This is a genomic window from Janthinobacterium rivuli, from assembly GCF_029690045.1.
Lineage (GTDB): Bacteria > Pseudomonadota > Gammaproteobacteria > Burkholderiales > Burkholderiaceae_D > Janthinobacterium > Janthinobacterium rivuli.
This window is the reverse complement of record NZ_CP121464.1, coordinates 2627424-2653115: the sequence shown is the minus strand read 5'-3', so window position 1 is coordinate 2653115 and position 25692 is coordinate 2627424. Positions and strand designations below refer to the sequence as shown.

Here is a 25692-nt window from a genome sequence, read left to right as displayed (position 1 = left end):
AACCGGAGACCACATGAGAATCGAAACCCTGGCCGTGCACGCCGGCTATACCCCCGACCCGACCACCAAGGCCGCCGCCGTCCCCATTTACCAGACAGTGGCCTACGCCTTCGACAATGCCCAGCATGGCGCCGACCTGTTCGATCTGAAGGTCGCCGGCAATATCTACACGCGCATCATGAACCCCACGCAGCACGTGCTGGAAAAGCGCGTCGCGGCGCTGGAAGGCGGCGTGGCCGCGCTGGCCGTGGCCTCGGGCATGGCGGCCATCACCTACGCGATCCAGACGATTGCCGAAGCGGGCGACAATTTCATCTCCGCCAGCCAGCTGTATGGCGGCACCTACAACCTGTTTGCCCACACCCTGCCCCAGATCGGCATCGAAGTGCGCTTCGCCGACGCGCGCCAGCCGGAAACCTTCGCCGCCCTGATCGATGCGCGCACCAAGGCCATCTTCTGCGAATCGATCGGCAACCCGCTGGGCAATGTCACCGATGTAGCCAAACTGGCCGAGATCGCGCATGCGCACGGCATCCCGCTGATCGTCGATAACACGGTGCCCAGCCCCTATCTGTTCCGCCCCATCGAGCACGGCGCCGACATCGTCGTCCACTCGCTGACCAAATACCTGGGCGGCCACGGCACCACCGTGGGCGGCGCCATCGTCGACAGCGGCAAATTCCCCTGGTTTGATCACAAGGAGCGCTTCAAGCGTCTGAACGAACCGGATGTGTCGTATCACGGCGTGGTCTACACGGAAGCGTTCGGCCCCGCCGCCTTCATCGGCCGCGCGCGCGTCGTCCCGCTGCGTAATATGGGCGCGGCGATTTCGCCCCTCTCCGCCTTCCAGCTGATCCAGGGCATCGAGACGCTGGCCCTGCGCATGGACCGCATTTGCGACAACACGCTGGCCCTGGCCAGGCACCTGAAACAGCATCCGAAAGTCGCATGGGTCAATTACGCGGGCCTGGAAGACCACCCGGACCATGCGCTGGTGAAGAAATACATGAATGGCCGCGCCTCGGGCATTTTATCGTTCGGCCTGAAACTGGCGGCTGGTGAGGATCCACGCGCGGCCGGCGCCCGCGTGCTCGACGCCCTGCAACTGTTCACGCGCCTGGTCAACATCGGCGACGCCAAGTCGCTGGCCACGCACCCAGCCTCGACCACGCACCGCCAGCTCAATCCCGAAGAACTGGCGAAGGCAGGCGTGTCGGAAGACATGCTGCGCCTGTCCGTCGGCATCGAGCATATCGACGACTTGCGCGAAGACCTGGAGCAAGCCTTGAACGCGGCCTGAGTAGGCAGCAACTCAAGCAGCAATTCAAGTAGCAATCAGGCTGACACCAGGCGGCCAGCCTGTCCCGGCACATGCATGCCGCCCCTGCCGGGACGGGCGCAGCGCTCTCTGGAGCCGGTGCCTGCACGAGCCGATGCCTGCCTTCGGCTTGGCCGCGGACAGTACGTTCAGCGATAGAATCTTTCCTTCAAGGCAATATCCGGCTGCGCCACATTCGTGGCAAAAGTACCCGTCAAGAGAAAGGCAGCGCCCTGATTTTTCATCCCTGGGATGCGCCGGTGCGCCTGGTGCCCGGGAAAGTCAAACGAGGAATCCATTGATACAGATAAATATTGCTCAAATACATATTTTTCCGTTGTTTATTGGCAACATTATACAAACCGCATTCAGCCCGTAGTTGTATAGTTAACTTCGCCTTATGGAGAAGACCATCGACAGTCAATCCATGAGCCTGTTGGCAAAAACGAAGCAACAATGATTTCAGCAGCGTGTAGTTAACTGATACCGCGGGCTTGAATTTTGTTGTTTATTAAAGCAATCAACTATTTACTAGGGCTCGGAGAATATGATTTTTCAAGAAAAAAAGAGCGTTCATGCGGTGAAAATCGCACTGAGCGTCATGGCCGGAAGCATTTTCATCGTCAGTCAGGCGCAAGCGCAGCAAACCGACGCCGCCAACGATAAAATCCAGCGCGTCGTCGTTACCGGTTCCAATATTTCGCGCGTCGATATGGAAGGCCCTACGCCAATCGAGGTCGTCAAGCGTGCCGACATCGCCAAGTCCGGCGCCTCCACCGTGATCGAATTGTTAAGCAAACTGCCGTCGATTTCCGTCGCACTCGACGGCAACAGTAGTTCCACCTTCGCCTCCGGCGCCTCCTCGGCCGCCTTGCGTGGTCTCGACTCCAAGTACACGCTGATTTTGTTGAATGGCCGCCGCCTGGCCAACTACGGCTTCGCGATCGGCGCGGAGAATTCCTTCGTTGACTTGAACAGCCTGCCTTTGTCGGCCATCGAGTCGGTGGAAATCCTGCGTGATGGCGCTTCGGCCATTTATGGCTCCGACGCCGTCGCTGGCGTAATCAACTTCAAGACCCGCACCAACTACCAGGGCGTAGAAGGTACCGCCAACATCGGCGCCAACCAGAAGGGCGACGGCCAGACCGGCAACGTCAGCCTGACCTCAGGCTGGGGCGATCTGGAGCAAGATGGGCGCAACTTGCTGTTGACGCTGGACTTGTACCGCCGCAATCCGCTCGTTTCGAACAAGCATTCGAACCTGGCGGCGCACGATTTCCGCAAGTTCGGCGGCTCCGACAACCGCAGGACCAACGAGTACATGGGCTGGATCCGCAACCAGAGCAGTGGCGACAAGGGTTATGTGATCCCCGGTTGCCAGGGCACGGTGGGCGTCTCCAGCACTGGCGACAATGTCTGCTTCACCAATCCGGCTTCGAACCTGACGCCGAGGCAGGAACGCGCCGGTATTTCCACCATTTTCACGCAGCGCCTCAACAGCAGCGACGAATTGTTCGTGGAAGCCGCCTACACCCAGAACTCGTCTACCTTTATCGGAAATCCCCCCAACTTTAGCAGCGCCAACTACAGGACGGCCGGCTCGACCAACCCCGGTCTGGCGACGCTGCCGGACGGCAGCGATGGCAGCGTGAACGGCTTCATGCCTGGCGATCTGGTACAGGTTTTCCGCAGCGTCTACGAGGCAGGCAACCGGACCTCGAAGGTAACGAGCAAAACCGCACGCGTGGTCGGCGGCTGGCGCGGTACGCTGGGCAAATGGGATAGCGAAGGTGCAATCAGCCTGAACCAGAACAAGCTGAGCGACGACGCAGACAAGCAATCGCTGCTGGACAAGTCGACGGCGGCCTTGCAAGCTGGCTTGCTGGGCAAAGCGGGTGGCTACGATCCCTTTGTCCTGAATAATCCGGAAAGCGCCTACTTGCCTTTCTTGACAACAACTTCGCACCGCTCTACCTCCAAGCTGAGCAGTGCCGAATGGAAGATGAGCACGCCTGAATTGTTCTCGCTGGCCGGCGAACCCGTTGGCTTCGCCTGGGGCCTGCAGGGCAGCCACGAGTCGATCGACGACGTCGCCGATCCACAGATGACAGCGGGCAACATCGTCAACTTTGGCGCAACCAGCAGCAAGGCCAGCCGCACGGTGTATTCCATCTACGGCGAGTTGAACGTACCGATCGCCAAGCAAGTGGAAATGCAATTGGCGCTGCGCGGCGACCATTACAGCGATTTCGGTAATTCCTACAACCCGAAAGTGGCGCTCGCATGGCGTCCGAACCAGCAAGTGATGTTGCGCGGTTCGGCCACGACCTCGTTCAAGGCGCCGACCTTGCCGGAGATCGCCTCGACCACCACTGCCTACTCCACCGTGGCCGACTGGGCGCGTTGCGGACCCTTGGGTTACACGGGCGTGCAATGCTCCTACAGCCCCAAGGTTTACCTGTCCGGCAATCCTGATCTGAAGGCGGAAAAAGCGAAGAACTTCTCCCTGGGTATCGTCCTGCAGCCGATCAAGGACCTGTCGGCATCGCTGGATTGGTATAGCGTGCGTCAAAAGGACACGATCCAGACCCTGGATGCGCAATACGTGCTCGATCATGAAGATACGATCCCAGGCTTCGCCGCACTGATCGGCCGCGATCCGCGCAATCCCGCGCTGGAAGCGGCAAATCCCGGTTTGAACAAGGGCCGTATCAAGGACATGACACTGCCTTTCCAAAACGTTGGCAAGACGAATGTCGCAGGCCTGGATCTGGATGTGAAGTACTCATTCAAAGTGGGTGAATACGGCACCGTGAAACTGCGCGAGTCCAATAGCTACAATTTGAAGTACGAGCAAAGCATCGCGCCGGGCAGCGAGCCGACCGATCGCCTGGACGGCATTAACCATCCAAAATGGTCAAACACGCTGCGTATCGGCTTCGAGCGCAACGACAAGGAAGTGGCCCTGACCGCCCGTACCCGCTCCAGCACGAAAAATATTGACGATCCGACGAAACTGCAGGACGCCGCCATTACCAACAAGCGTATTGGCGCGTTCACGGCATGGGACATGAATGTCAACTTCAAGCCCGTCAAAGACCTGGATGTGAGTTTCGGCGTCAACAATATGTTCGATAAAGGTACCGTGTACGCGAACAGTGCGTATGTCGATACCTACGTCAATGCGATGAACGATATCGTCGGCCGTTATATTTACTTGAACGCACGCTACAAGTTTAAATAATCGCTGATTGCACATGGCAGTCCCCGGACTGCCATCGCCGACAATCCTCGCCTGCGGGCGAATGCCGTTCAGTCTAGACTGGACGGCATTTTTTTGGCTCTGTCATCGATAAATAGGGGATCTGCCTGAATCTTTCCTTGGCTGTGCTGTCTGACTCTGCATACCCACCATGCAGGAGCCGATCATGCAGCCAGTCGAATGGATACGCTTTATCGCGCAGTTTGCGCAGTTGAACCGACGCCAGCGGCAGGCAGGAATAGCCTTGCTGTGTGGCAATGGGCCACACGATGTGACCGTCACGCTGCTTGAAAACGCTACGCAAGCACGCCTGGGCTGTCCCGCCTGCCAATCGTGTCACCTGCACCGGCATGGCCATGCGCACGGCCTGCAGCGCTACCGCTGTGTATCCTGTGGGCGCACATTCAATGCCTTGACGGGCACGCCGCTGGCGCACTTGCGCCATAAATCGCTGTGGCTCGACTATGCGGATTGCCTGCTTGATTCCAGGTCGGTACGCCAGGCCGCTCAGCAGTTGGGACTGCACCGCAACACCACGTTTCGCTGGCGACACCGTTTTCTCAGCGTAGCAAAGACAGACCGGCCGCATTGTCTGCATGGCATTGCCGAGGCCGATGAACTCTACGTGCTGGAATCAGAAAAGGGATCCAGGCAGATGACGCGTCCGGCGCGCCGCCGTGGCGGCCATGCCCATCAGCGCGGCATTTCCAATGAACAGGTTTGCATCCTGGTGGCGCGCGACCGTACGGGCCAGACCCTCGATTTCGTCACGGGCAAAGGGGCGTTGACGAAGGCACAGCTGCATCATTCGCTGCTACCCGTTATCGACAAGGACGTGCTGCTGGTGACCGACGGTCATGCCGCCTATCTGGCTTTTGCGAGGGAAGCGGGCATCAGCCACCAAGCAGTCAACTTGCGCGCTGGCATCCGTGTGCGAGGAGCCGCCCACGTGCAGAACGTCAATGCCTATCACAGCCGCTTGCGCGAATGGCTACGGCCCTTTCACGGCGTGGCGACGCGCTACCTGCCGAACTACCTGGGCTGGCGCTGGATACTCGACGCCAGGCGCATCCGTTCATCGGAAACGTTATTGAAAGCAACGTTGGGCGCATTCCCACACTTGTCGGTGACATAGCCTTTTTTTTGCCGCGGCGCAGCAACATCCGACATCACCGCGGACGCCAGCAACGTTGCCGGATTACGGCCGTTCGGACCTAATCCACTCCGCGCACGAGCAACCGCGCCACCTGCCCGACCCTGTCATCCACCGAACCTGACACATCGACAAAAGCGATCCCGCGCCGCGCCAGTTCGGCTTGGTACCACGCATGCTGGCGCGCGCGGAAATCCTCGTCGCGGCGCGTGCCGTCCTGGATAAACGGGAAGTCGGGGGCGCACAGCAGCACCAGGTCGTAGCCGTGTTCGGCCAGCTGCGCCAGTTCCTGCTCGGCCTTGCCGAACATCTCGACGCAGTAGAAATACGTGGTCATGGGCGAGGTGTCGCAAAACAGCCAGCGCCGCGCCGCCAACAGCGCCTGCGCTTCGCGGCGCAGCTGCTCCCGGCCGATCTTGAGCAGATCGTCATAAACCAAAATACCATCCTGGCTTTCCCACAGTTCGCGCCCATATTCAGCCACCCAGGCCGTCTCGAAATGCGCCGCCAACGCGGCCGCCAGGGTCGTCTTGCCGCTCGATTCGCCACCAAGCACGCACACGCGCGTGACAAAATCGGCGCGCACGATGGGCGACAGGAAGGCGCCGTGCGCATGCGGGTCTTGCCGCGCCACGGTACCGGACACGGGCACCAACGTTCTCGCCTGGTCCACGCTCACGTGCGCCACCGGCCCGCTCGCATAGTGCCGTTCCAGCACCTGTGCAAAGCCGGAGCCATAGTCTTCGCTGGTAAAGACGGCATCGACAGGCCGCTCCAGCACCGTCCAGCACAGCCAGCCCATGAAGTGGCGATGCAGCTCGCCATCGTCGTCGTTGTGCGGCAGCGCGCGCGATGGCACGCCGCGCGCGGCGCACAAGGCGGCCAGGCGCGCATCGTCCAGCACGACGATGTGCGCCTGCGGGAATTGCGCGCGCAGCCAGCCTTCCCGGCGCGCCGGCTCGTAGCCCGAAAATTCAGGCCTGGTGTAGCTGACCACCAGCAGTTCTTCGCTGGCGTCTTGCGCACGGTTGATCAACAGTTCGTGGCCCTGGTGCAGCGGGCAAAATTTGCCGACCACGAGGCCGCGTTTATATAGGTTCATGCCACTGCTTCCTGCAAATCCGAGGTGTATTGAATGATCTTGTCTTCCGCCAGCAAAGTCTCAACCGCGATGGCGCCGAAAAAAGGCGCGAGCAAGGCGCGCGCCTGGTCGGCCTGCGGCATGGCGCCCGGCGCCAGACGCAGCGCGATGGTGCCGTCGCCATGCTGGTGCACGCCGAACAGGGCGATGGCCAGCGGTTTCAGGGCGTGCGTGATGTCGATATTGTTGATCCACTCGCCCTTGACCGTGCGATAGCGCAAGGGGCTGCGGCCGGCCAGCCCCACCAGCACGGGACCGTGCGGGCCATGCGCCAGCGAAGCATAATCGCCCGTGCGGTAGCGCACCAGGGGCAGGCAAAAGTTAAAACCGCCCGTCACCGTGATTTCGCCGCGTACGCCATCGGGCACGGGCTGGCCTGCACCATCGAGGATTTCCACGTATAGCCGGTGCTGCAGCAGCACGTGACCACCCGCCCGTTCATCGTAGACGGCGACGGGCCCCACTTCATTGAGCGAATAGACGTCGAGCACGGGACAGCCGAAGTGCGCTTCCAGGCGCGCGCGCATGCCCGGCAACAGCATCATCGACACGGACATCAATGCGGCCGGCTTGTGCGCCATGGGCAAGGCCAGCAGTTCGGCAAACGAGATGGGGTCGCCCGCGATCAGCTCCGGCGCCATGGCATCGAGGTAGCGCGCGCGGTCCTCCGGGTCGCGCCAGTCGTCCACGTGCAGGTTGATCTTCGCCAGACCCGATTCATGCATCGTCGGCGTGACGGAGACATAGGTGAAGCAGCGGCGCTGGTGCCCCAGCAGCATCACCCCCACCTGGCCCGCGCCATGGCGCAGAGTCACGCCGAAACGGCGCAGCGCGCGCTTGTGGAAGGCCAGGTAACGGCCCGCCACCAGCGGGTGCGAGGCGATCAGCAGCGGGTGTCCCGTGGTGCCCGTCGTCTGGAAATTGATCATGCGCGCCAGATCCGCATCGTCAGGCACGAAGGCGGCGATGTCGTGCGCCAGCTCGGCGCGGCTGATGGGCGCCACGTCCGCAAGGCGAGAAGGCGGCGAACCGCAGGCGCGGTAATGCGGCACGGTGGCGTAGGCCGTCCTGAGAAAACCGGTCAGCCAGGGCGGCGGCGCGTCTGTGCTCCAGCCTATCTCCGCCTGCATGACTTCCTGCTCGTAGGCGCGCAGTGATTCGACCTCCGCTGCCAGCAGCTTGTTGCCGCTGCGGTTGCGGTAGACGGGCGCCGCGGGATGGCTGCGCAGTTTTTCCAGCATGCGCGCACCCGCCTGTGTCAGGGTGGGACAGTAGTCGCGGTCCGATTCCCAGGCGCCACCCGGCAGGTTGACGTCAGGTTTGCCAGCGAGCGTCATTCGCGCGACCACTTGTCGGCCGATTCCTCGGCCGCCTTTTTTGCCAGCGCTTCGCGGATTTCACGCGCGCGCTGTTCCGCCAAGCGGCTCGCTTCGAGCAGGCGGCGGCGTTCCGTGCCGCTGATGGCGGACAAGCGGTCCGTGGCCTGCGCCACGCTTTCGTCGCGGGGCCGAAAGCCCAGGCGCGCCAGCACGATGCGCGCCAGTTCCTCGCGCCGCTCGGGGTCTTGCGTGAACTGGTGGGCCGGCGTGGCAGCGGCCAGTTCGCGCGCCGCCTCGCCCAGCAACTGTAATAAATCGTGCTGCGGCAACTGCTGTCCGATGAACCACTCGTCGGCCAGCAGCCAGCACACGATCATGGCCAGCGCCAGCCGGTTGCGGTCCGCCTTCACTTGCGCGCCGATAAAACCCTGCAGGGACGCGGCCGGCGCGCGGGCGCCATGCAGCAGCAAAATGTCGTTGACGAGCGCGGCAACGGCCACGGCCTGCGCATTGGCGACGCCGGCGATGCGGGGCTCGGCCAGGAATTCGACGGGCGTGTCGGCCAGGCGGTGGGTCAGGGTTTCGAGGTGGGGACCGTGAGTATGCATGTCATTGTTGTATATAGTGGCGCCGGCTGAACGCGCGCGCAAAGTCCAGCAAGTCCTCGTAGCGCTCGACGGCGTGGATATCCCAGCCCTGCTCGCGGCGCGCGCGCTTCAAATCGTCGTAGGTTTTCTGCAGCCATGTGTGGCTGGCAGCGCCCTCCCAGTCGCGCTCCAGGTTCAGGGCCATGGTGCCGCCCGCGCCCCCCTGCGCCAGCGCCTTGGCGGAAATATCCCAGCCGCTGTTGCCCAGTTCATCCTTGTCGAACATGGTGGTGATGCCATCGTCGGAAATCATCAAAATGTGCGCGGGCCGCTCGCGCCTGGCCGCATAGGTCTGGCGCAGGCGGTCGATCGGAAAACAGGTGCCGCCGCCGAAAAATTCCGTCAGCACGCCCAGGATCAGATCTTCATCGCGCACGAAACCGGGCGTTTGCATCACTTCGCTCTTGCCGCTCCACAGGGTCACTTGCACTTTCGCCCCGGCGCGCAAGGCCGATAGCGCGATGACGGCGCCAGCCAGTGTCAAAAACGAGGTATGTGCCTGCGGGTTCGGCATGGAGCCGGAACTGTCCACGTACATATCGAGATCGACGGGCACGGCGTCGATGGCGCGCGCCGGTTCGCGGCCGTACACGCGGCGCACGGTGGTCACGCCGGGCACGGGGCGCGGCGACTGCATCACGGATTGCAGCCAGTCGATGTCTTCCAGCGGGTCGCCGATTTCCCACGGCTCCAGCCCTTCCATCTGCGGCTCCTGCGATTCGGGTGCAGGACGGCTGGGGAAGGCCACCAGGTGCGGCAAGGCCCGCTCGCGGTAATAGCGGATGGCGATTTCATGGTCGCTCAGGTCCACGCCCGACGCCTTTAGAATGTCGCCCAGCTCGAACGGTTCGCGCAGCTGGCCGGCGCCCTGCCTGGCCGGCGCCTCGGCTGGCGGTTCTTCACCATCAAGGCCCGAGATGCGCTTGTCGTGCACGGGATGGATGGCACCGTCCTCCTCGTCATCCTCGATCTGCTGCGCGCCATACGTCTGGCAGCCACGGGCCGCATCGCGCGTGTCGAGCAGATAGCGGCTCGGGCTCAATGCATCCGTATCTTCCACCAGGTAAGGCAGCAGCAAAGTGGCGAAGCGGCCCGCCGCCAGCATCCAGTCGTTCGCGTAGACGCGTATCAGGCGCGCACCCAGCCAGGCATCCGTGTCCAGCCGTTCGTCGGCCTGGCCGCCACCGAGCTCGCCCTTTTCCAGCTGCCACAGGTTTTCATAGATGCGCATGTACAGGGTCCACACGCCGCCGCTGCTTTTTGCGTCCGCATCCGCCGCGCGCCCCTGCTGCAGCTTGCGGTAGATGTCGGCCATGCGCAGATTCGCCTGGCGCTGCAAGCGGTCGTTGATGAACAGGTCCGTGTACAGATTGGCCACCATGGGCGCGTGCTGTTCCAGAGTGGGCAAGGCGCGGCGCATGCGCGCCAGCAGGCGAAACTGGTCGCTGGCGCTGCCGGGCGCCAGGATGTGGTGGCCGATTTCATGGGCGAGCACTTCCAGCGCATAGTCGTCCAGCCCCAGCTCCGTCACGAGCGGCAAGTCCACCACCACGCTCTGATCCAGCAAGCGGATCATGGCGAAGCTGCCGGACAAGCCCTGCTTGCTGGCCTCGACGCGGCTGGCGCACAGGCTCGGGTCGCGCAAGCGCGTAAATTTGCTCCACACGGCCAGGGCCTCGGGCCAGGCGGCGCGCCAGGCGTCGATCAGCGTGGTGTCGACGGACGTCTTCATGCGAGCGGCAGCAGGCGGATCGCGTGCGTCCATGGCGACGTGATGGCCAGCGTGTGCGCATTCGCGGCAAGCGCAATGTCGCCGGCCGGCAGGTCGAGCGCGATACTGCGCGCGCCGACGTGCACGGTGGCCCCATCGAGACGCACGGACGATGGCATGCCGGTAGTGGCCTGTTCATACTCCTGCGCCGTGGCGCTGTGCAGCACGGCGCCATAGGCGTCGGCCACCAGCAGGTAGTGGCGCTCGGCGCTGCGCACAGCAAAGCCGCAACCGTCCACCGTGGCGCGCACTTGCGGCGGTGTGCCGAAAGCGCCACCGAGGCCGCTGAAGCTGCCGAACTCCCGGCCATCGGCATTGCCCCGCCATGGATTCGCCATGAGCTGCGCATGCACCTGCGGCCATTGCGCGCCCGGTTCGCCAAACGCGGCCAGCGCCAGCGCGGGCGGCAAGGTGTCGGCGGCGGCCAGCGCGCCCAGGCGGAAATGCGCGACGCCGGCGCGCCACGCCAATACCTGGCCCACGGCGCGCAGCTGCACGACGCTACCCACTTGCGGCGCCACGGCAGCCATCCCAGCCTGCCACTGCGCGGGCCGCGCTCCGGCCACGCTCCCCAGGTGAATGGCCGCGTTGCTGAGCATGCCCAATACATCCACGGGCGCCGTCGCCAGCAGCGGTGCAAACTGCGGCGCCAGTTCGCGCCACACGGTATTCAAGAACGGATTTTTCGCGGCCGGTCCGGCCAGGCCATGGCCCACCAGTTCCAGGGCCATGTCGTAGGCGGCCAGGGTGACGCCGCCCACGCGCTCGGGCGCGGCGGCGGACACGGCCTGCACCAGCGGATCGACGCCGTCGTGCAAGAAGGCGCCGAAGGCGGCCATGTCGAGCGCGGGAAAGCGCCGGCGCGCTTCCACAGCGCGCGCATTGAACTGGGCGCGGCCGCTGGCAAGTATCGAGGCGAAGGCAGGAGAAATCATCGCAGCCTTTCAGTCGCTGTGCGACAAGTGCAGCAGATAGCGTTCGCCATCACGCTCGAACACGATCTCGTCCCAGTGGATCGCGAACCACATTGGTGGCGTCATCGTCACGGCGTGCAGGGAAAATCCGCAGAGCGCGTCGTCGAGCGACTCGAGGAAGGCGGCCACCAGCTGCGCGCGAAAGCGCCCGGGGGGCGCTGCCTGCATGTGCCGCGATGAGAAAAACCAGCGCTGGCATACCTGCTCCAGGTGCGCGCGCCCGCACGGCGCCGCACTAATGTGCCACAGCGGCGCCGGCAAGTCGCGCGCGGGTGCGATGACGTTCAAGGCGTAATCTTCCACGCGCAAGCCCAGCGCCGTCGTCAAATCGGGCGCATCGGGCAGGCGCTGCAACTCGTAGCTCGCGCACAGATCGCTCGCTTCGCTATTCAGTAGCGCCAGCGCTTCCAGGAAGCCTTGACAGCGAAGGACGCTCATTGCGAACGCAGCCAGCTGCGGTAGTTGGTATAGCGCTGGTGCAGGTACTTGAGTTTCAACAGATCGTCGTACAGGGGACCGTACAGTTTTCTACCCTTCGTGCGTTCGCCGATCAGCTTTTCGATGCGGTTCAAACGCGCCAGGGTTTCGCGCTCGCTGACGCCGCCGAGGCCCAGGTCGAATTCGGCCGACAGCACGCCGACAGGGTCATCGCGGTCCAGGTCCAGGCGGTTGAATTCATCGTTCGACAAATCGAACAAACGGCGCAACCAGCCCAGTCTGTCGCTGCGGTAGGCGGCGTTTTCCGGCAGCGCGAAAAATGGCGCGTCCGGGTCCGGCTGCAGCTTGTTATGCAGGACGAACGGCAGCACCTGGCGCAAGTCTTCCAACTCCACCTCGCCATTGCCGCGGAAATACGCCATGGCCTTGGCGTAGATCATGAGCGCCATCAAGGTGCGCACGGAGATGCCGTTCAGGGTCTGGCAGCCCAGATCCTTCAGGCGGTCGCGCCCATTGTCGGCCGCCTGCGCCTGCCCCCGGTCGGCGCCGGCCAAGCGGGCCGTATCCTTGGTCATGTATTCGAACTGGCCACCGGCCGTCTCGAACAGCTCGAACTGGCTGGCAAAGAATTCCAGACGGCGGCGCACGGCGTCGGGGATACCCACCTGGCGGATCGCTACGCCGATCTGGTCTACTTCGCCTTCCGTGAAGATGATATCGGGCGGTACCAGCTCTTCGGGGCGCACGTTTTCTTCGACGCGCAGCAGCAACTCGTTCAGAAAGCGCGGGTTGAAGGCCAGCGCCTGCACCGTCACGTCGACCCGGTCGCGCAGCGCTTCGATCACCTGGTAGGTGCCGCCGCCCTGGTCGTCGTTGGCCGTCAGATACCAGGCCGCTTCCGGGCATTCGTAAATGTGGTTCAGCACTTCCGCGTAATTGTCGCCCATGACGGTGAGCAGCGCGCTTTGCGTGCGCGTGGGGATGCGGTTGTATTCATCGACAATCTTGACGCGCATGCCCAGCCAGGCGCGCCAGGCGATGCGGATATCGTCCATGCTTTGCGCGTTGACCAGATCGGCCGGCAGCGGATTGCCGAGCAAATCGGCCACCGTCATCTGCGGGTGGCCATGCTGCATGGCCCGTTTGACTTCCTTGACGGTGGAGCCGGCCAGCACGCCCATCAGCAAGGCGCTGGCCGTCTTGCCCCGCCCCGGTCCGCCGACGAACAGGCATTTGCGGCGCGTGGCGAACGTCAGCAGCGGCAGCAAAATGAAGCTCGAATAGCTTTGCGCCGACGGCAGATTCAGGGTGCGGCGGCTGTCGCCCACTGAATACGTCTGCGACGGGCCATCGTTGTATTCGATGTCGTAATGGGGGCTGATGATGGCGTGGTTGACGATCCAGAAATACGCCTGGCGCAGCTTTTCATCGAAAGGCCGCGCCTGCGCCTCGCCTTCCGCTCCCAGCGCGATGGGGCCCTGGTACAGGTCGGCCACGTCGAACTGCCGCGCAACGGGCGCGGACTTGGGTTTGGTGGGGGCCTGGGACAGGCGCTGGAAGAGGTTGAAAGCCATGGACAATTTTCAGAAAATCAGTAATTTCGAACCCAGCCATTTGCCGGGTTCACCTAAGTAAAATTATTACATAAAGTACCAGCTAGCATTGTTCAGTTCGCCAGCCGCGCGTGCCAGTGACAAGCTGCCCGATCCCGGGCGTGACAGTTTTTGCCGGCTGCTGCTGGCAGCATTGCAGAAAAAGAGCCAAGCGACCATAAGCCTGCCTTGCCCCACCACGACAGCACGCCACCGCCCTGGTGTGCCAAGCTTGCATGGTGTACACATGATGGATACCGTCGCTAGCGTTGCGGCCAGAGTACATCAACCTTCTCGTCGTCGGTCAACCACAAGCGCTTTCCGTCCTTGTCCTTGTGCGCACCGAATATTTTCTTGTAGTTATAGCTCTTGCAGTGCAGCTTCAACCAGGCGTGGTAGTAGTCATCAAGAAAAGCGCTGAATGTCTGCTGGAAGCCTGGTTCGCTTGCGTCTTCTTCGGACAGCTCGAAGCGGCCTATCCTGGCAACGATGTGTGCGATGTCCATCCTGCTGACATCGTCAAGTTTCACGGGGTCGGGCAAGGCGATCCTGAACGCCAGCACTTCCGCGCCCTCCTCTTCCCACCACTCGCGCAAATTGAAGCGGGAGATATCTTTTCCCGTTAGCGTCTGCAATTGATCCGCGAGTCTGTCGTATTCGGCATTGTCGTCGTCGCCATGTGCGTCACAGAACTGCGCAAAAGCCTGGATCGATGCCAAAATCATGGCATATCTTTCTTCCGCCACGGCCAGCTGGGGCTCCAGCGCTTTCTCTGGTTTCATGCTCATCCTTGCTGGACAATGGGCGCTGGCGCCTCGGCGCGCCAGCGCCACCAGCCCAGCGCCACGCAGGCTACCAGCAAGGCCAGCAAGCCCGCCACTTCATGGCGGATTTCATACAGCGAAGCGCCCATCTGGTTGAGCGCGACAAAGCCCTGGATGCCGGCCGTCGATGGCAGCAGCCAGCGCAGCCATTGCAGCACGACGGGCATGGACGACACGGGCCAGGTCAGGCCCGCCAGGAACAGCACGGGCATCGAGGTGGCGATCATCAGCTGCGTGCCCCGTTCGCGTGTGCGGAACAGCATGCCCAGCAGCATGCCGAAAGCCGCTTCCGCCAGCGAAAACAGCACCAGCAGCAAGAGCATGCCGCCGAAGTTGCCGCCACGGGGGTAATCCTGGAACCAGAAGACGAAGCCGAAGAAATAGCAGCAGTTGAGGAACGCCACGCAGGCAAACGCCAGCAGCATGCCGATGTAAGCACCCGCCGTGCGCTTGCCGGCCACGGGGAAACTCTTGCGCTGGTACCAGGTGCCGAACAGCATGGTCATGCCGATCAGCAAGGTCTGCTGCACGATCAAGGTCGCCACGCCGGGCACGACATAGGCGCCATAGCCTTCCTTGACGTTAAACAGGGGCACGGCGTCGAAGGCGATGGGCGAGCGCTGCTGGTTGGCCTGCACGGTCGATGGCGTACCCGCCCCCAGACGTTTCAATTCGATACCGGCCGACACCGTGCCCACCACTTCGGCCAGGCCATTCAGGGCCACCTTGTTGAGCATCAGATACAAGCCATTGCCTGCCACCTGCGCGTGGGCAGCGCGTCCGGCCAGCACGTCCGTCTGCAAGCCGTCGGGAATGATCAAGACGCCCATGACTTCGTCGCGCCACAGCAAGTCCTGCGCGACGGGCAAGTCCGGCGTGACGGCGATCACCTGCAGCGAGGGATGGGCCATGGCAAAGCGCGTCAACTGGCGCGACATGGCGCTGCGGTCCTGGTCAACGACGGCCACGGGTACGCGCTGGACGATTTCCGTCGAGTATGGCAGTGGATAAAAGAAGGAATAGATGATGCCGCCGATGAACAGCAAGGTCAGCGCGCCCTTGTCCGTCAGCATGGCGCGCCAGGTGGAGCGGAAGGATTGCCACATCATGTGCGCCCCCAGGCGGCAGGCGCATTTGCGCGGCGCGCCAGCAGGAACACGCCCACGGCGCCGCAGCCGATGGCAAAGCCTGCCAGTATCAACATTTCCTGCACGCCATAACGCCAGGGCGCGCCGGCCAGCCAGTATTTCGTTTGCAGCTGCAGATAATGCGTGAGCGGCAAGGCTTGCGCCCAGACGCGGGCTGGCGCCGGCATGGCCATCAAGGGAAAGGCCTGGCCCGCAAATGCGAAGGCCGGCGCCGTGATGAAGGCCGCGCCCGACAGGGCCAGACGCAGGGACAAGGTGGCGGCGATCAGCAAGGTCGCCAGGCCGCAATAGGCCAGCACCAGCAGCAACATGCTCAGTAGTAACGCCGGCAAGCTGCCCGCCACGGCCCAGCCCCGCGCCAGGCTGAAAAACAGCAGGTACAGCAGCGCCAGCGCAACATAAGCAAGCAAGGGAAACAGCAGCTTGGCGCCGATGGCGCGCAGCCAGCTGCCCTTCGCCGAGGCCAGCCATTGCGGCACCGTGCCATCGCGCAACTCGCGTCCGATGCTCGTGACGATGGCGACGACGATGAAAATCTGCAGCATGGCCGGCATCAGGGCCAGGGTCAGAAACGCTTCATAGCTGGTGTTTTCGTTGTATAGACTGTTCAAGGTCGTGCGTATCGGTTCGAACTGGGCGGCAGCCTGCACGCCCGGCATGCCCTTTTTCACCCGCGCCGTCATCTCGATGCCGGCCGACAAGGTCGTGCTGACCGTGCGCACGTCGCGCAGCAAGGCGCCCGCGTGCGAGGAAAACTGCGCGTTGTACAGCCATTGCACGGTGGCTTGGCGTCCGCCCAGCAGTTTCTGCTCGAAATCGTCGGGGATCAGCAGGTAGCCGAATGCCGTGCGTTCGCGCAAGCGGTGCAAAGCTTCGTCGCTGGACGCCACTTTCGCCGCCACGGCGATGCCTGGCGAGGCGTCGAGCCAGCGCGTCAGCTGGCGCGACAAGGTGGAGTTATCGTTGTCGATGACGACGATGGGCAAGTCGCGCGCGATGCCGGCCGAAAACACCAGCCACAACATGCCGCACAGCACGACTGGAATCCAGCTGAGCATGCCAAAGTCCCAGAAGTCGCCGCGCAAGCGCCGCCACTCGCGTGCCAGCGCCGCCGGCTGCTCTTTGTCAATCTCCCTCATCTCGTATCAGAGCGGTGGAAACACGACCGACATGCCCGGACGCAAGCCCTCGACCTTGATGGCGGGACGCAAGCGGATTTCAAACGTGCGCAAATCCGTGCCGCCCGGACGGGCCGCGCGCCACGTGGCGAAGTCCGGCAGCACGGCGACCGAACTGACCTTGAAGCTCAGCTGCTGTTTCAGCGCCGGCACATTCGCCGTATGCGTGCTGCCCATGGCAAACGCGGCCATTTCATCTTCGCGCACCTGCAGCACGGCCCAGGCGTCGTCGAGGTTCACCAAGGTAATCACGGGAAAGCCTTGCGGCGCCAGTTCACCGGGCTGTATCTGGATCTTGCTGACCTGGCCCGCCACAGGCGCGGCGATCTTCGTTTCGGCCAAAGCGATCTGCGCTTCCGTCAGCACGGCCCCCACCTGCCGCGCCTGGGCGGCGGCGGCCGTCTTGTCTTCCGGACGAGCGCCCTTTTGCGCCATGTCATATTGGGCGCGGGCCGCCTGCGCCAGCTGGTCGGCGGCGCGCCATTGCGCTTGCGCCTCATCGCGTTTCTGCTGGGCGATCACGCCTTGCTCGTACATATTATTGACGCGGGTGTACGTGGTTTTGGCGATGGTGGCGCCCGTTTGCGCCCGCTCCCAGTTGGCTTTGGCGGCGGCGACTTCTTCCGGACGCGCCCCCGCTTGCGCCTTTTGCGCCACGGCCTCGGCCGCTTGCGTGGCGGCCGTCGCCTGCGCGATCTTCGCATCCACTTCCGGACTCGTCAGCTGGAACAGCAGCTCACCTTTCGGCACCGTCTGGCCCAGCTTGACGTACAGCTCGCCCACCCTGCCCGGCACTTTCGACGAGACATTGACTTCCTGCGCATCCATCTGCCCCTGCAAAGGCAGGCGCTGCGGCTGGAATGCCTGGTACAAGCCCCAGCCGACGAAAGCCAGAACAATCACTGCGGCGACTATGGCCAACGGTTTTTTGGAGGTACTCATTATTATTTGTCCACAGGTAATTGGATATCGGCCGCGGCGGCCAGGCTGCCCAGGCGCTGCGTTTCGCCCGTCGCTTCCAGCAATTGCGCCAGCCCCATCACATAGTTATAGGCAGTCTGCGCGCGTTGGGTCTCGACCTTGGCCAGGTTCAGGCGCGCGTCGACCACTTCCAGCGACGTCACTTGCCCTTGCTGGAAAGCCACCGTTTGCAAGCGGATATTTTCGCGCGCCAGTTCCACCGACGACGCCGTGGACAGGTACTGGATGCGGGCGTTTTCCAGCGCGCGCCAGTTCTTTTCGATCAGGGTCGGAATGTCGCGCTCGGCCTGGCGCGCCACCACTTCCACCCGCTCCTGGTCGAGCTTGGCGGCGGCGATCATCTTGCCCGTATTGATGCGGTGCACGAGGGGCACGGACACGACCAGGCCGATGGCCCAGTTCGAGCGCACGAGCTTTTCATTGCCGCGGTTCAAATTGTAATTACCGATGGCAAAGACGGTGGGCGCGTATTCCTTGCCGTGCAGCTTCAATGCTTGCTCGGCCTGCACACGCTTGCTGTCGATCTTTTTCCAGTTCGCGTTTTCGCGCATGCCCGTGCTGATGAACGATTGCAAAGTACCGACCGGCAAGCTGTTGACGAACAGCGGCGTGCTGGGCAGCACTTGCGTGCTGACGGCAAGCAAGCGATCAAGCGCCACCTGGGCGATTTCCTCGTCGCTGCGGGCCTGCGCTTCGTCGCTGCGGGCGCTGTCGAGGGCCACATCGGCGCGCAGGCGTTCCGCGCGCGAAATCAGGCCGCCCTTTTCCAGCCTGGCAGCGTCACGCTGGTGCTGCGTCACGCCGGCCGTCACTTCGGCCCGCACGGCCACCACTCTTTTGGCCAGCAGCAACTGGAAGTAGCGCTGCGCCACCAGGGTGGCCAGCTGCTCTTCCGCTTCCGTACGCTCCGCTTGCGCGGCCAGAGTCAGGCTCGATGCGAGTCCCTTGACGGCGTCCAGGCGCCCGCCCGTGTAGATGGGCCACATGCCCAGCAAGCCGAACGACGTCAAATCCGTCACCACTTCGCGGTTCAGGGAATTGGGAATGTGCGGCGTGGGCAAGCCGGGAATCGCCGGCAGCGCGGATTCGATGCCGCCCACCACGCCGGCCAGGCCGCTCGTATCGATACTCAAATCCGTCGACAACCGGCCGCGAAACGCCGTCAAGTCCACGGAAGGACCATCGATATTCGACAAGGCTTCGGCCTTCAGTGTTTTGGCCCGCACGTCGAGCGCGGCGCCCTGCACGGCGCCCGAAGCCCTGGCCGCTTGCTGCAGCGCTTCGTTAAAGGTCAGCGGTTCCGCCTGGGCGGGCATGGCCGCGCCCAGCGCGCCCGCCAGCAATAATGATATGTGTCCTTGCAATCTGCCCATGTAGCGTCCAGTCAATGAATGAGGGGAAAGCACGGGGTTGCCATGTTTATACTTTCGCAATAGCAATTATATCCATGGATGTCCATTCCAGCCTGCACTATTGGTTACTGGAACTGAAACAAAAAAACGGGCGCCTCTTGCGGGGCGCCCGTTGCGGTCAAACCTCAGCCAAGCCAGTTATTTCTTGGCCTTTTTATTGACCTTCTCTTTCTCCTTTTCAAACACGGCAAAGAACTCGGACGCCATGTTGCGGATGGCGCGGCCGATGTTGGCGTAGTCGTATTCGTTCAGGTTGGCCAGCGACACGCGGCCGGACGGGTGCGTGGTGCCGAAGCCGCGGCCCGGCAGCAGGATGACGCCCGTTTCCTCGGCCAGGCGGAACAGGGCTTCGTTGGGTTTCAGTTTTTTCAGCAGCCACTGCGAAAACTCCACGCCATGCATCTGCGCGGCCAGGGACTCCATGTCCAGCAGATGGTAGTAGCGCACGGAATTGGCGTCGTGCACCATTGGCAAGCCCAGTTCGCGATACAGCGCTTCCTTGCGGCGCAGCACAATGCGCTTCATCGACTGCTTGTACTTTTGCTCTTCATCCATCAGCGAGAACAGGGAGAACAAGGTCATCTGCGCCTGCACGGGCGTGGACAGGCCAGCCGTGTGGTTCAGCGCCACCGTGCGGCTGTCGGCCACCAGGCGGTCGATGAATTTCAGCTCGCGCGGCTCCGTCGTGATGGAGTGATAGCGCGCATCGAGCTGCTTCTTGATGGTTTCCGGCAACTTGGCAATCTTGGCGTCGAGCACATTGTTTTCATGCGTGGCCACCACGCCCATGCGCCAGCCCGTCGCGCCGAAATATTTCGAGAACGAATACACGAGGATGGTGTTGAACGGGCAAATGGCGAACAGCGAAACGAAATTGTCGGCAAAGGTGCCGTACACGTCATCGGTCAAAATGATCAGGTCCGGGCGCTTCTTGATGATCTTGGCGATGTATTCCAGGGTTTCGTCATCGATCTTGACGGACGGCGGATTGCTGGGGTTGACGAGGAAGAAGGCTTTGACTTTCGGATCGAGCAGCTTGTCCAGTTCCTTCTTGGTGAATTGCCAGTTGTTCGATTGCGGCGCATCGATGTGCACGGTGTTTAGCTTGTAATCGTTCAGCTGGGGAATTTCAATGTAGGGCGTGAAGATCGGCATGCCCAGGGCGATCGTGTCGCCTTCCTGGATGATGTGGTTCGATTTCAGGCTGGCAAACAGATACGTCATGGCGGCAGTGCCGCCTTCGACGGCGTACATGTCGAAGTTGTCGACGAACGGGTGCTTGCCGATCATTTCGCGGTGGATATACTGGCCGACGATTTTCTCGGACAGGCGCAGCATGCGGTCCGGCACCGGATAGTTGCAGCCGAGGATGGCTTCGCACATCTCGTAGAGGAAATCGCCTGCGCTCAAGCCCAGCTGGTCGCGCACATACGACACGGCCGCCTCGATGAAATGCACGCCCGGGTTGCCTTCATGCTTGCGCACGAAAATTTCAAAGCGCGCCTCGATGCCGTCGCGCGTGGGGAAACCGCCCACGTCGTCCATGTACACATAGGAACGTTCCGCTTCCGTCATGGCGAACTGGCCAAACTGGAAGAAGCCGTGACGGGGCGTGGTGGCCAGGAAATTCGGGTTGCCGCGGCCCGCATTGAGCATCAAACGGTTGCTTTGCTTGGCCGTCTGGATCAGCGCATCCTTCAATTCGAATGGGCTCAACAGGGCGAGTTTGCTTGGGTTACTGAAATCCATGTGTGCTACTCCTTTAGACAGACAATGTGCAGGGTTCTTGCAGACTCAGACGAAGGCCACGATCAGCGGCCCCAGCAAGGTCAGGAAAACGTTGGCCAGGGCATACGTGATGGCAAACGGTACGGTGGGAATCGAGTTTTGCGCCGCGTTCAGCACTTCGCCGAACGCGGGATTGGCGCTGCGCGAGCCGGACAAGGCGCCCGCAAACACGGCCACGTTGTCATAACGCAAGATGTAGCGGCCGATCAGCATGGTCAAAATCATCGGCAAGATGGTCACCACCACGCCCACGCCAAACAGGGTCAGGCCGTGTTCGCGCACGGTTTGCACGGCTTGCAGGCCGGACGTGAGGCCGACGACGGCAACGAAGCCGGCCAGGCCCAGGTCTTTCAAGATTTGCACGGCGCCGCTGGGCATGTAGCCGAAGGTCTGGCGCTTGGCGCGGAACCAGCCGAATACCAGGCCCGACAGCAGAACGCCGCCGCCGCTGCCCAGGGTCAGTGGAATCGAACCGATGCGCGCCACCAGCAAGCCCACCAGCAGGCCGACGACGAGGCCGGCGCCCATGTAAACAAAATCCGTCTTGGCGCTTGGCACGATCATGTAGCCCACTTCGGCCGCCACGCGCTTGACGTCCTGCTCGGCGCCGTAGATGGTCACCACGTCACCCGTCTGGACGATGGTTTCCGCCTGCATCGGCAGGATCTTGCCCATGCGGCTCAGTTGCACGACAAAGATGCCGTGACGCACGCCCGGCGCCGTGGCGCTGCGGATCTCGCCCACCGTCTTGTTGTGGTAAGCCTTGTTGGTCAGCACCATGTCGCGGCGCTGCATCACCAGTTCCATGCCTTCGACGGCCAGCAATTCCTTGCCCAGCTGGGAAGACACGCTGAGCATGGCTTCGCGCCGGCCCACCAGCAGCACGATATCGTCGGCCGCCAGCACCAGGTCCGGACTGACGTCGATGATCTGGCCATTGCGTTTCACGCGCTCGATAGTGATGGCCGTGTTCGGATGGGCGCTTTCAATCTCTTCCACGGAACGGCCGGCACCGGGACCCACGTCGTAGATGCGGCCGATCAGGTCAGGCGCGGCCGGCGTCTGGCCCGGCCCCAGCACCTGCACGCCCGCCTGCAGCGCCGTTTCCGCCTTGATCGCGTCTTCGCGGATAGTGCGTCCCATGAGCTTTGGCAAGATGTTGACGCAAACGATGATGGCGCCAAACGAGCCGAACACATACGTGACGGCATAGCCGACGGCCACGTTGCCCTGCAAGCGCGCCACTTCCTCGGCCGCCAGGCCCAGCTTGGTGATCGCGTCGCCGGCCGTGCCGATGATGGCCGACTGCGTCAAGCCGCCCGCCGCCACGCCGGCCGCCAGGCCCTTATCCAGGCCAAAGAGCCTGGCCAGGATGACCACCGTCAGCAGCGACGTCACTGCCAGCACGACGGCCAGGATGATTTCGCGCACCGACTGGCGCCCCAGCGAATTGAAAAATTGCGGCCCGCTTTCATAGCCGACCGCGTAAATGAACAGGGCGAACAGCACCGACTTGACGCCAGGATCGATGGCGACGCCTACCTGGCTGACGAGTACCGCCACCAGCAGTGAACCGGCGACCCCGCCCAGCTGAAACGAGCCGAACTTGATTTTGCCGATGTAATAACCCGCTGCCAGGGAGAGAAACAAGGCAATTTCAGGCGACTTCTTGAATAACTCATGCAACCATTCCATGCGGACCGCCTTTCGTGTTGAAGGAATTCTTTACTACTTGTGCTCTTGCTGATTACTTATGCGTGCACCGACCCGGCCAGGGCCACGATGAGCGGCCCCAGCAGGGGCAGCACCACGTTCGAAATCGCATACGTGATCGTGTAGCCCAGCAAGGGCGTGGAATTGCCGGCCGCGTTCTGCACGGCGGACAGGGCCGGCGTGCTGCACTGCTGCCCGGCGATGGCGCCCAGGAGCACGGGCGCTTCCAGCTTGAGGAAAAAGTGCCCCACCAGCAGGGACAGCGAGGCGGGGACGACGGCGATCAACACGCCCATCAGCGGCAGCGACAGGCCGTACTGGCGGATCAGATCGATCGCCTGCGGCCCCGACGCCAGGCCCACGCAGGCGATGAAGGTGGCCAGGCCGATATCTTTCATCATGTCGAGCGCGCTGGGGTGGATGTCCGGCATGCCCGGTTTTCTCGCCTGGTACCAGCCAAACACGAGGCCCGTCAGCAAGGCGCCGCCGCCCGTGCCCAGCGAAAACGGGATGCCGCCCAGCTTGGCACTGAAGCCGCCGATATACACGCCCAGCACGATGCCGATACTGGCGTAGACGATATTGCTGCGGTCCCCGGTGGGCACGCGCTTGCCGATGGCGGCCAGCGCCGTGTTCAGCTCGCGCCCTTCCGTCGTGCCGTACAGGCGCAGCACGTCGTCGCGCTGCAGTGTCAGGTCAGGCAGCGGCGGCATGCTGTGCTCGCCACGGACGACGGCCGCCACGTGCACGCCCGAAGGCAAGGCCAGCTGACGCAAGGGCTGGCCGACCAGTGATGCTTGCTGCAGCACCACTTCCACTGCGGAGACAGCCATGTTCAAGCCCGTCGTGTCGGCAAATTCCTCGCCCAGGATGGCTTCGGCCGCCACCAGCGCGGGACGGTGGCCGATCACCAGCACTTCGTCGTTGTTACGCAGGCGCAATTCCGGTTCCAAAGGCAATACCTTGCCATGCCGGCGCACGCGCGTGATGCTGGCGCGGCCCGCGAAAATATGCTGTAAGGCGTCGAGACGGCGTCCCGCGCCGCGGCTGATGCGGTAAGCGCGGCCCACCATGTCCGGCGTCGCCTGCACGCCGTCGCCATCGGTCTGCGCGCCGCCCATCTTTTCCCACAATTTATCGGCTTCCTCGCGCAGGTTGACGCGCAACAACAGCGGAAAAATCTGGCTGGTGGCGATGACGATGGCGATCAGGCCGAAGATATACGTGATGGAATACGCGGTGACCACGTTGGCTTGCAGCTCGGCGATGCGGGCGGCCGGCAGCGCCAGCTTCGAGATTGCGTCCGTGGCCGTGCCGACGACGGCCGACTCCGTCGCCGCACCCGCCATCATGCCGGCCGCCGTGCCCTGGTCCAGGCCGAGGAAACGCGTGGCCAGCAGCACCAGCGCCAGCACCACCACCACTTCGATCAGGCACAGCAGGCCCAGGCGCAAGCCCTTGGCATTCAGGTTGGCAAAGAACTGGGGACCGCCCGCATAGCCGAGGGCAAAGATGAACAGCATGAAAAAGACGTTCTTGACGCTGGCGTCCAAGGTGATGCCCAGCTGGCCGATCAGCAGCGCGGCGATCAGGGTGCCGCACACGCCGCCCAGCTGGATGGGGCCGAAGCGTATCTGCCCTACCGCGTAACCGAGCGCCAGCGCCAGGAACAGGGCCAGTTCCGGCACCTGGTGCAATACCGACGTGATCGACTCGAGCATGGGTGAACCTTCGAAAAGATAACGGATGGTTACAAGGAAACAGAGCGCTCGGCGACTGGCGGCGGCTGACTGTTGAATGGGCGCACAGGGTCCCGCACGACACCTGCGGTAAGCGCTTGCGCCGGAGAAATGTTGTTACGAGGAATCATGTTCGGTGAAAAATTTACAAGTGTCAACAGCTGTTCTGTTGAACTCGCCTTGCGTTTCATCAAACATCCTGCGCACGATTGAAGCGTCTGTTTGACATCGATCAATAAAACCATTAGTAATGTTTTTGACGATACCAAAGTGCCTTACGCGCCAGCGGCGTTGCCTCCAGCAAACTGAAAATAGAGCCGCCATGGAGGGCACAACAGCACTTCCAGGCTGGCCAGCAGGGTTGGGAATTAATCCAGATCAATAAAACCGCAAATACAAAATAAATCTTGCGTGCTGCTCTGGACGGCATGCGCGCCCCTCGCCTACGCTGTTTTTTTATTTGAAAAACAAGAGGAACCCATGCGGACAGCGCGCTTGAATATTATTGGAATGGATCACGAAGGCTGCGCCGACAGGCTGACGGGGGCGCTCGAAGCCGTCACGGGCGTGGCCACCGTGTGCGTCTCGCTGGCGCGCCACGGTGCCACGGTGCAGTTCGACGAACGGCTGGCCACGCAGGAACGCCTGCTGGCCGCCGTCAATGACGCCGGCTTCATGGGCGAGGCCTCCAACGAAGAACAACTGCCGTCCTGCAGCGGCGCCTGCGGCCACTGCCGCCACTGAACGCAGCCAACTCCCCGCTCAGCCTTCCCGCGCGCCCCGGTCGCGCAGATGCGCCAGCACGCGGCGCGGTCCCAGCGCCTGCAGGTCGAACGGCGGCAACTCGATGGCGTCGAGCGTATTCTTGAACAGCAGACCCAGTTCCGTGTCGCCTTCCAGGCTCAGGCGGCGGCTGAAGAACAGGGTGTCCGGATCTTCCTGGCGCCGCGCCAGCAGCATCAGATCATGCACGCTGGCGGCGATGCACAGGTCCGGCACGTCGACATAGCGCTCGGCCACGAACACCGTGCCCTGCCACTCGAAATCGAAGGCGATGCCCGCGTCCAGCAGCCGCAAACGCAGGCTGCGCCCTTCCAGGCTGCGCCGCACGTCGTCGGGCAATTGCGGCGCCAGCAGGCGGTTCAAGCCTTGTACGAACAGCCAGGAGGCGGGATACGGCGGCAGCTTGGACAGCAATTCGGCCAGCGGTTCGGGCAGACGGTACGACACGGCGGGCTTGCTCATGGGTGGCTTGGCCGGGACGGGCAATCTTTCCAGTTGATCTTGCATGGTG

The 25692-nt window shown here is 62.8% G+C and carries 21 protein-coding genes; 4 read left to right on the top strand and 17 right to left on the bottom strand.

Features of this window, described 5'->3' with window-relative positions:
- Window positions 1-13 precede the first annotated feature (13 nt).
- The 3 genes from P9875_RS12155 (at window position 14) to P9875_RS12145 (ending at window position 5715) form a co-directional block, all read left to right on the top strand.
- Window positions 14-1300, top strand: a complete 1287-nt coding sequence (locus P9875_RS12155) for an O-acetylhomoserine aminocarboxypropyltransferase/cysteine synthase family protein (RefSeq protein WP_278318508.1) — start codon at window positions 14-16, stop codon at window positions 1298-1300.
- A 565-nt stretch (window positions 1301-1865) separates the two neighbouring features.
- A complete protein-coding gene (locus tag P9875_RS12150; RefSeq protein ID WP_278318507.1) occupies window positions 1866-4562 on the top strand; it encodes a TonB-dependent receptor in 2697 nt (898 codons plus the stop codon).
- 184 nt (window positions 4563-4746) lie between these two features.
- Window positions 4747-5715, top strand: a complete 969-nt coding sequence (locus P9875_RS12145) for an IS1595 family transposase (RefSeq protein WP_278318506.1) — start codon at window positions 4747-4749, stop codon at window positions 5713-5715.
- A 79-nt stretch (window positions 5716-5794) separates the two neighbouring features.
- On the opposite strand, the gene P9875_RS12140 is transcribed toward P9875_RS12145, so the two are convergent.
- The 16 genes from P9875_RS12140 to P9875_RS12065 form a co-directional block, all read right to left on the bottom strand.
- The gene (locus tag P9875_RS12140; protein WP_278318505.1) at window positions 5795-6835 is read right to left on the bottom strand and encodes an AAA family ATPase; all 1041 of its coding nucleotides are present in this window, start codon (window positions 6833-6835) and stop codon (window positions 5795-5797) included.
- On the bottom strand, window positions 6832-8211 hold the full coding sequence (locus tag P9875_RS12135) for a capsule biosynthesis protein CapK (RefSeq protein ID WP_278318504.1): 1380 nt from the start codon (window positions 8209-8211) through the stop codon (window positions 6832-6834). Before P9875_RS12135 ends, P9875_RS12140 begins: the two co-directional genes overlap by 4 nt.
- Complete coding sequence (locus tag P9875_RS12130; protein ID WP_278318503.1) at window positions 8208-8801, bottom strand: hypothetical protein; 594 nt, start codon at window positions 8799-8801, stop codon at window positions 8208-8210. The genes P9875_RS12135 and P9875_RS12130 overlap by 4 nt, the downstream gene beginning before the upstream one ends.
- Window position 8802: 1 nt before the next feature.
- Window positions 8803-10572 carry a vWA domain-containing protein gene (locus tag P9875_RS12125; RefSeq protein ID WP_278318502.1) on the bottom strand — a complete coding sequence of 590 codons (1770 nt, stop codon included), beginning with the start codon at window positions 10570-10572 and terminating at the stop codon, window positions 8803-8805.
- Window positions 10569-11546, bottom strand: coding sequence for a hypothetical protein (locus P9875_RS12120; RefSeq protein WP_278318501.1), 978 nt, complete (start codon window positions 11544-11546; stop codon window positions 10569-10571). Before P9875_RS12120 ends, P9875_RS12125 begins: the two co-directional genes overlap by 4 nt.
- Window positions 11547-11555: 9 nt before the next feature.
- Complete coding sequence (locus P9875_RS12115) at window positions 11556-12023, bottom strand: hypothetical protein (protein ID WP_278318500.1); 468 nt, start codon at window positions 12021-12023, stop codon at window positions 11556-11558.
- A complete protein-coding gene (locus P9875_RS12110) occupies window positions 12020-13597 on the bottom strand; it encodes an AAA family ATPase (protein WP_278318499.1) in 1578 nt (525 codons plus the stop codon). The genes P9875_RS12115 and P9875_RS12110 overlap by 4 nt, the downstream gene beginning before the upstream one ends.
- Before the next feature lie 281 nt (window positions 13598-13878).
- Window positions 13879-14397, bottom strand: a complete 519-nt coding sequence (locus P9875_RS12105; protein ID WP_278318498.1) for a hypothetical protein — start codon at window positions 14395-14397, stop codon at window positions 13879-13881.
- A 2-nt stretch (window positions 14398-14399) separates the two neighbouring features.
- A complete protein-coding gene (locus P9875_RS12100) occupies window positions 14400-15548 on the bottom strand; it encodes an ABC transporter permease (protein ID WP_278318497.1) in 1149 nt (382 codons plus the stop codon).
- Window positions 15545-16726 (bottom strand): ABC transporter permease, encoded by a 1182-nt coding sequence (locus tag P9875_RS12095; protein WP_278318496.1) that lies wholly within the window; start codon window positions 16724-16726, stop codon window positions 15545-15547. The genes P9875_RS12100 and P9875_RS12095 overlap by 4 nt, the downstream gene beginning before the upstream one ends.
- 6 nt (window positions 16727-16732) lie before the next feature.
- Entirely contained in the window at window positions 16733-17707 is a 975-nt protein-coding gene (locus P9875_RS12090) for an HlyD family secretion protein (RefSeq protein WP_035817531.1), read from the bottom strand.
- A gap of 2 nt (window positions 17708-17709) precedes the next feature.
- Window positions 17710-19119 carry a TolC family protein gene (locus P9875_RS12085; protein WP_278318495.1) on the bottom strand — a complete coding sequence of 470 codons (1410 nt, stop codon included), beginning with the start codon at window positions 19117-19119 and terminating at the stop codon, window positions 17710-17712.
- Between the two features lie 177 nt (window positions 19120-19296).
- A complete protein-coding gene (locus P9875_RS12080) occupies window positions 19297-20907 on the bottom strand; it encodes a bifunctional aspartate transaminase/aspartate 4-decarboxylase (protein ID WP_278318494.1) in 1611 nt (536 codons plus the stop codon).
- A gap of 45 nt (window positions 20908-20952) precedes the next feature.
- Window positions 20953-22641 (bottom strand): aspartate-alanine antiporter, encoded by a 1689-nt coding sequence (gene aspT, locus P9875_RS12075; RefSeq protein ID WP_278318493.1) that lies wholly within the window; start codon window positions 22639-22641, stop codon window positions 20953-20955.
- Window positions 22642-22697: 56 nt separating this feature from the next.
- Window positions 22698-24380 carry an aspartate-alanine antiporter gene (aspT, locus tag P9875_RS12070; RefSeq protein WP_278318492.1) on the bottom strand — a complete coding sequence of 561 codons (1683 nt, stop codon included), beginning with the start codon at window positions 24378-24380 and terminating at the stop codon, window positions 22698-22700.
- A gap of 29 nt (window positions 24381-24409) precedes the next feature.
- Window positions 24410-24589 (bottom strand): hypothetical protein, encoded by a 180-nt coding sequence (locus tag P9875_RS12065; RefSeq protein ID WP_278318491.1) that lies wholly within the window; start codon window positions 24587-24589, stop codon window positions 24410-24412.
- 304 nt (window positions 24590-24893) lie between these two features.
- Here P9875_RS12065 and P9875_RS12060 point away from each other — a divergent pair, with 304 nt between their 5' ends.
- Window positions 24894-25142 carry a heavy-metal-associated domain-containing protein gene (locus tag P9875_RS12060; protein ID WP_158300164.1) on the top strand — a complete coding sequence of 83 codons (249 nt, stop codon included), beginning with the start codon at window positions 24894-24896 and terminating at the stop codon, window positions 25140-25142.
- Between the two features lie 18 nt (window positions 25143-25160).
- Here P9875_RS12060 and ubiT read toward each other — a convergent pair whose 3' ends face one another.
- Window positions 25161-25688: a ubiquinone anaerobic biosynthesis accessory factor UbiT gene (gene ubiT / locus P9875_RS12055; RefSeq protein ID WP_051958297.1), complete on the bottom strand. Its 528-nt coding sequence runs from the start codon at window positions 25686-25688 to the stop codon at window positions 25161-25163.
- Between the last annotated feature and the right edge of the window lie 4 nt (window positions 25689-25692).

Excerpts from the sequence above, each read along its gene's own strand:
- P9875_RS12155 (WP_278318508.1), top strand. The coding sequence starts at position 14 with ATGAGAATCGAAACCCTGGCCGTGCACGCCGGCTATACCCCCGACCCG.
- P9875_RS12140 (WP_278318505.1), bottom strand. The coding sequence starts at position 6,835 with ATGAACCTATATAAACGCGGCCTCGTGGTCGGCAAATTTTGCCCGCTG.
- P9875_RS12120 (WP_278318501.1), bottom strand. The coding sequence starts at position 11,546 with ATGATTTCTCCTGCCTTCGCCTCGATACTTGCCAGCGGCCGCGCCCAG.
- P9875_RS12110 (WP_278318499.1), bottom strand. The coding sequence starts at position 13,597 with ATGGCTTTCAACCTCTTCCAGCGCCTGTCCCAGGCCCCCACCAAACCC.
- P9875_RS12065 (WP_278318491.1), bottom strand. The coding sequence starts at position 24,589 with ATGAAACGCAAGGCGAGTTCAACAGAACAGCTGTTGACACTTGTAAAT.
- P9875_RS12090 (WP_035817531.1), bottom strand. The coding sequence starts at position 17,707 with ATGAGTACCTCCAAAAAACCGTTGGCCATAGTCGCCGCAGTGATTGTT.
- P9875_RS12145 (WP_278318506.1), top strand. The coding sequence starts at position 4,747 with ATGCAGCCAGTCGAATGGATACGCTTTATCGCGCAGTTTGCGCAGTTG.
- P9875_RS12080 (WP_278318494.1), bottom strand. The coding sequence starts at position 20,907 with ATGGATTTCAGTAACCCAAGCAAACTCGCCCTGTTGAGCCCATTCGAA.
- aspT (WP_278318493.1), bottom strand. The coding sequence starts at position 22,641 with ATGGAATGGTTGCATGAGTTATTCAAGAAGTCGCCTGAAATTGCCTTG.
- P9875_RS12115 (WP_278318500.1), bottom strand. The coding sequence starts at position 12,023 with ATGAGCGTCCTTCGCTGTCAAGGCTTCCTGGAAGCGCTGGCGCTACTG.
- P9875_RS12095 (WP_278318496.1), bottom strand. The coding sequence starts at position 16,726 with ATGAGGGAGATTGACAAAGAGCAGCCGGCGGCGCTGGCACGCGAGTGG.
- aspT (WP_278318492.1), bottom strand. The coding sequence starts at position 24,380 with ATGCTCGAGTCGATCACGTCGGTATTGCACCAGGTGCCGGAACTGGCC.
- ubiT (WP_051958297.1), bottom strand. The coding sequence starts at position 25,688 with ATGCAAGATCAACTGGAAAGATTGCCCGTCCCGGCCAAGCCACCCATG.
- P9875_RS12150 (WP_278318507.1), top strand. The coding sequence starts at position 1,866 with ATGATTTTTCAAGAAAAAAAGAGCGTTCATGCGGTGAAAATCGCACTG.
- P9875_RS12085 (WP_278318495.1), bottom strand. The coding sequence starts at position 19,119 with ATGGGCAGATTGCAAGGACACATATCATTATTGCTGGCGGGCGCGCTG.
- P9875_RS12125 (WP_278318502.1), bottom strand. The coding sequence starts at position 10,572 with ATGAAGACGTCCGTCGACACCACGCTGATCGACGCCTGGCGCGCCGCC.
- P9875_RS12105 (WP_278318498.1), bottom strand. The coding sequence starts at position 14,397 with ATGAAACCAGAGAAAGCGCTGGAGCCCCAGCTGGCCGTGGCGGAAGAA.
- P9875_RS12135 (WP_278318504.1), bottom strand. The coding sequence starts at position 8,211 with ATGACGCTCGCTGGCAAACCTGACGTCAACCTGCCGGGTGGCGCCTGG.
- P9875_RS12100 (WP_278318497.1), bottom strand. The coding sequence starts at position 15,548 with ATGATGTGGCAATCCTTCCGCTCCACCTGGCGCGCCATGCTGACGGAC.
- P9875_RS12130 (WP_278318503.1), bottom strand. The coding sequence starts at position 8,801 with ATGCATACTCACGGTCCCCACCTCGAAACCCTGACCCACCGCCTGGCC.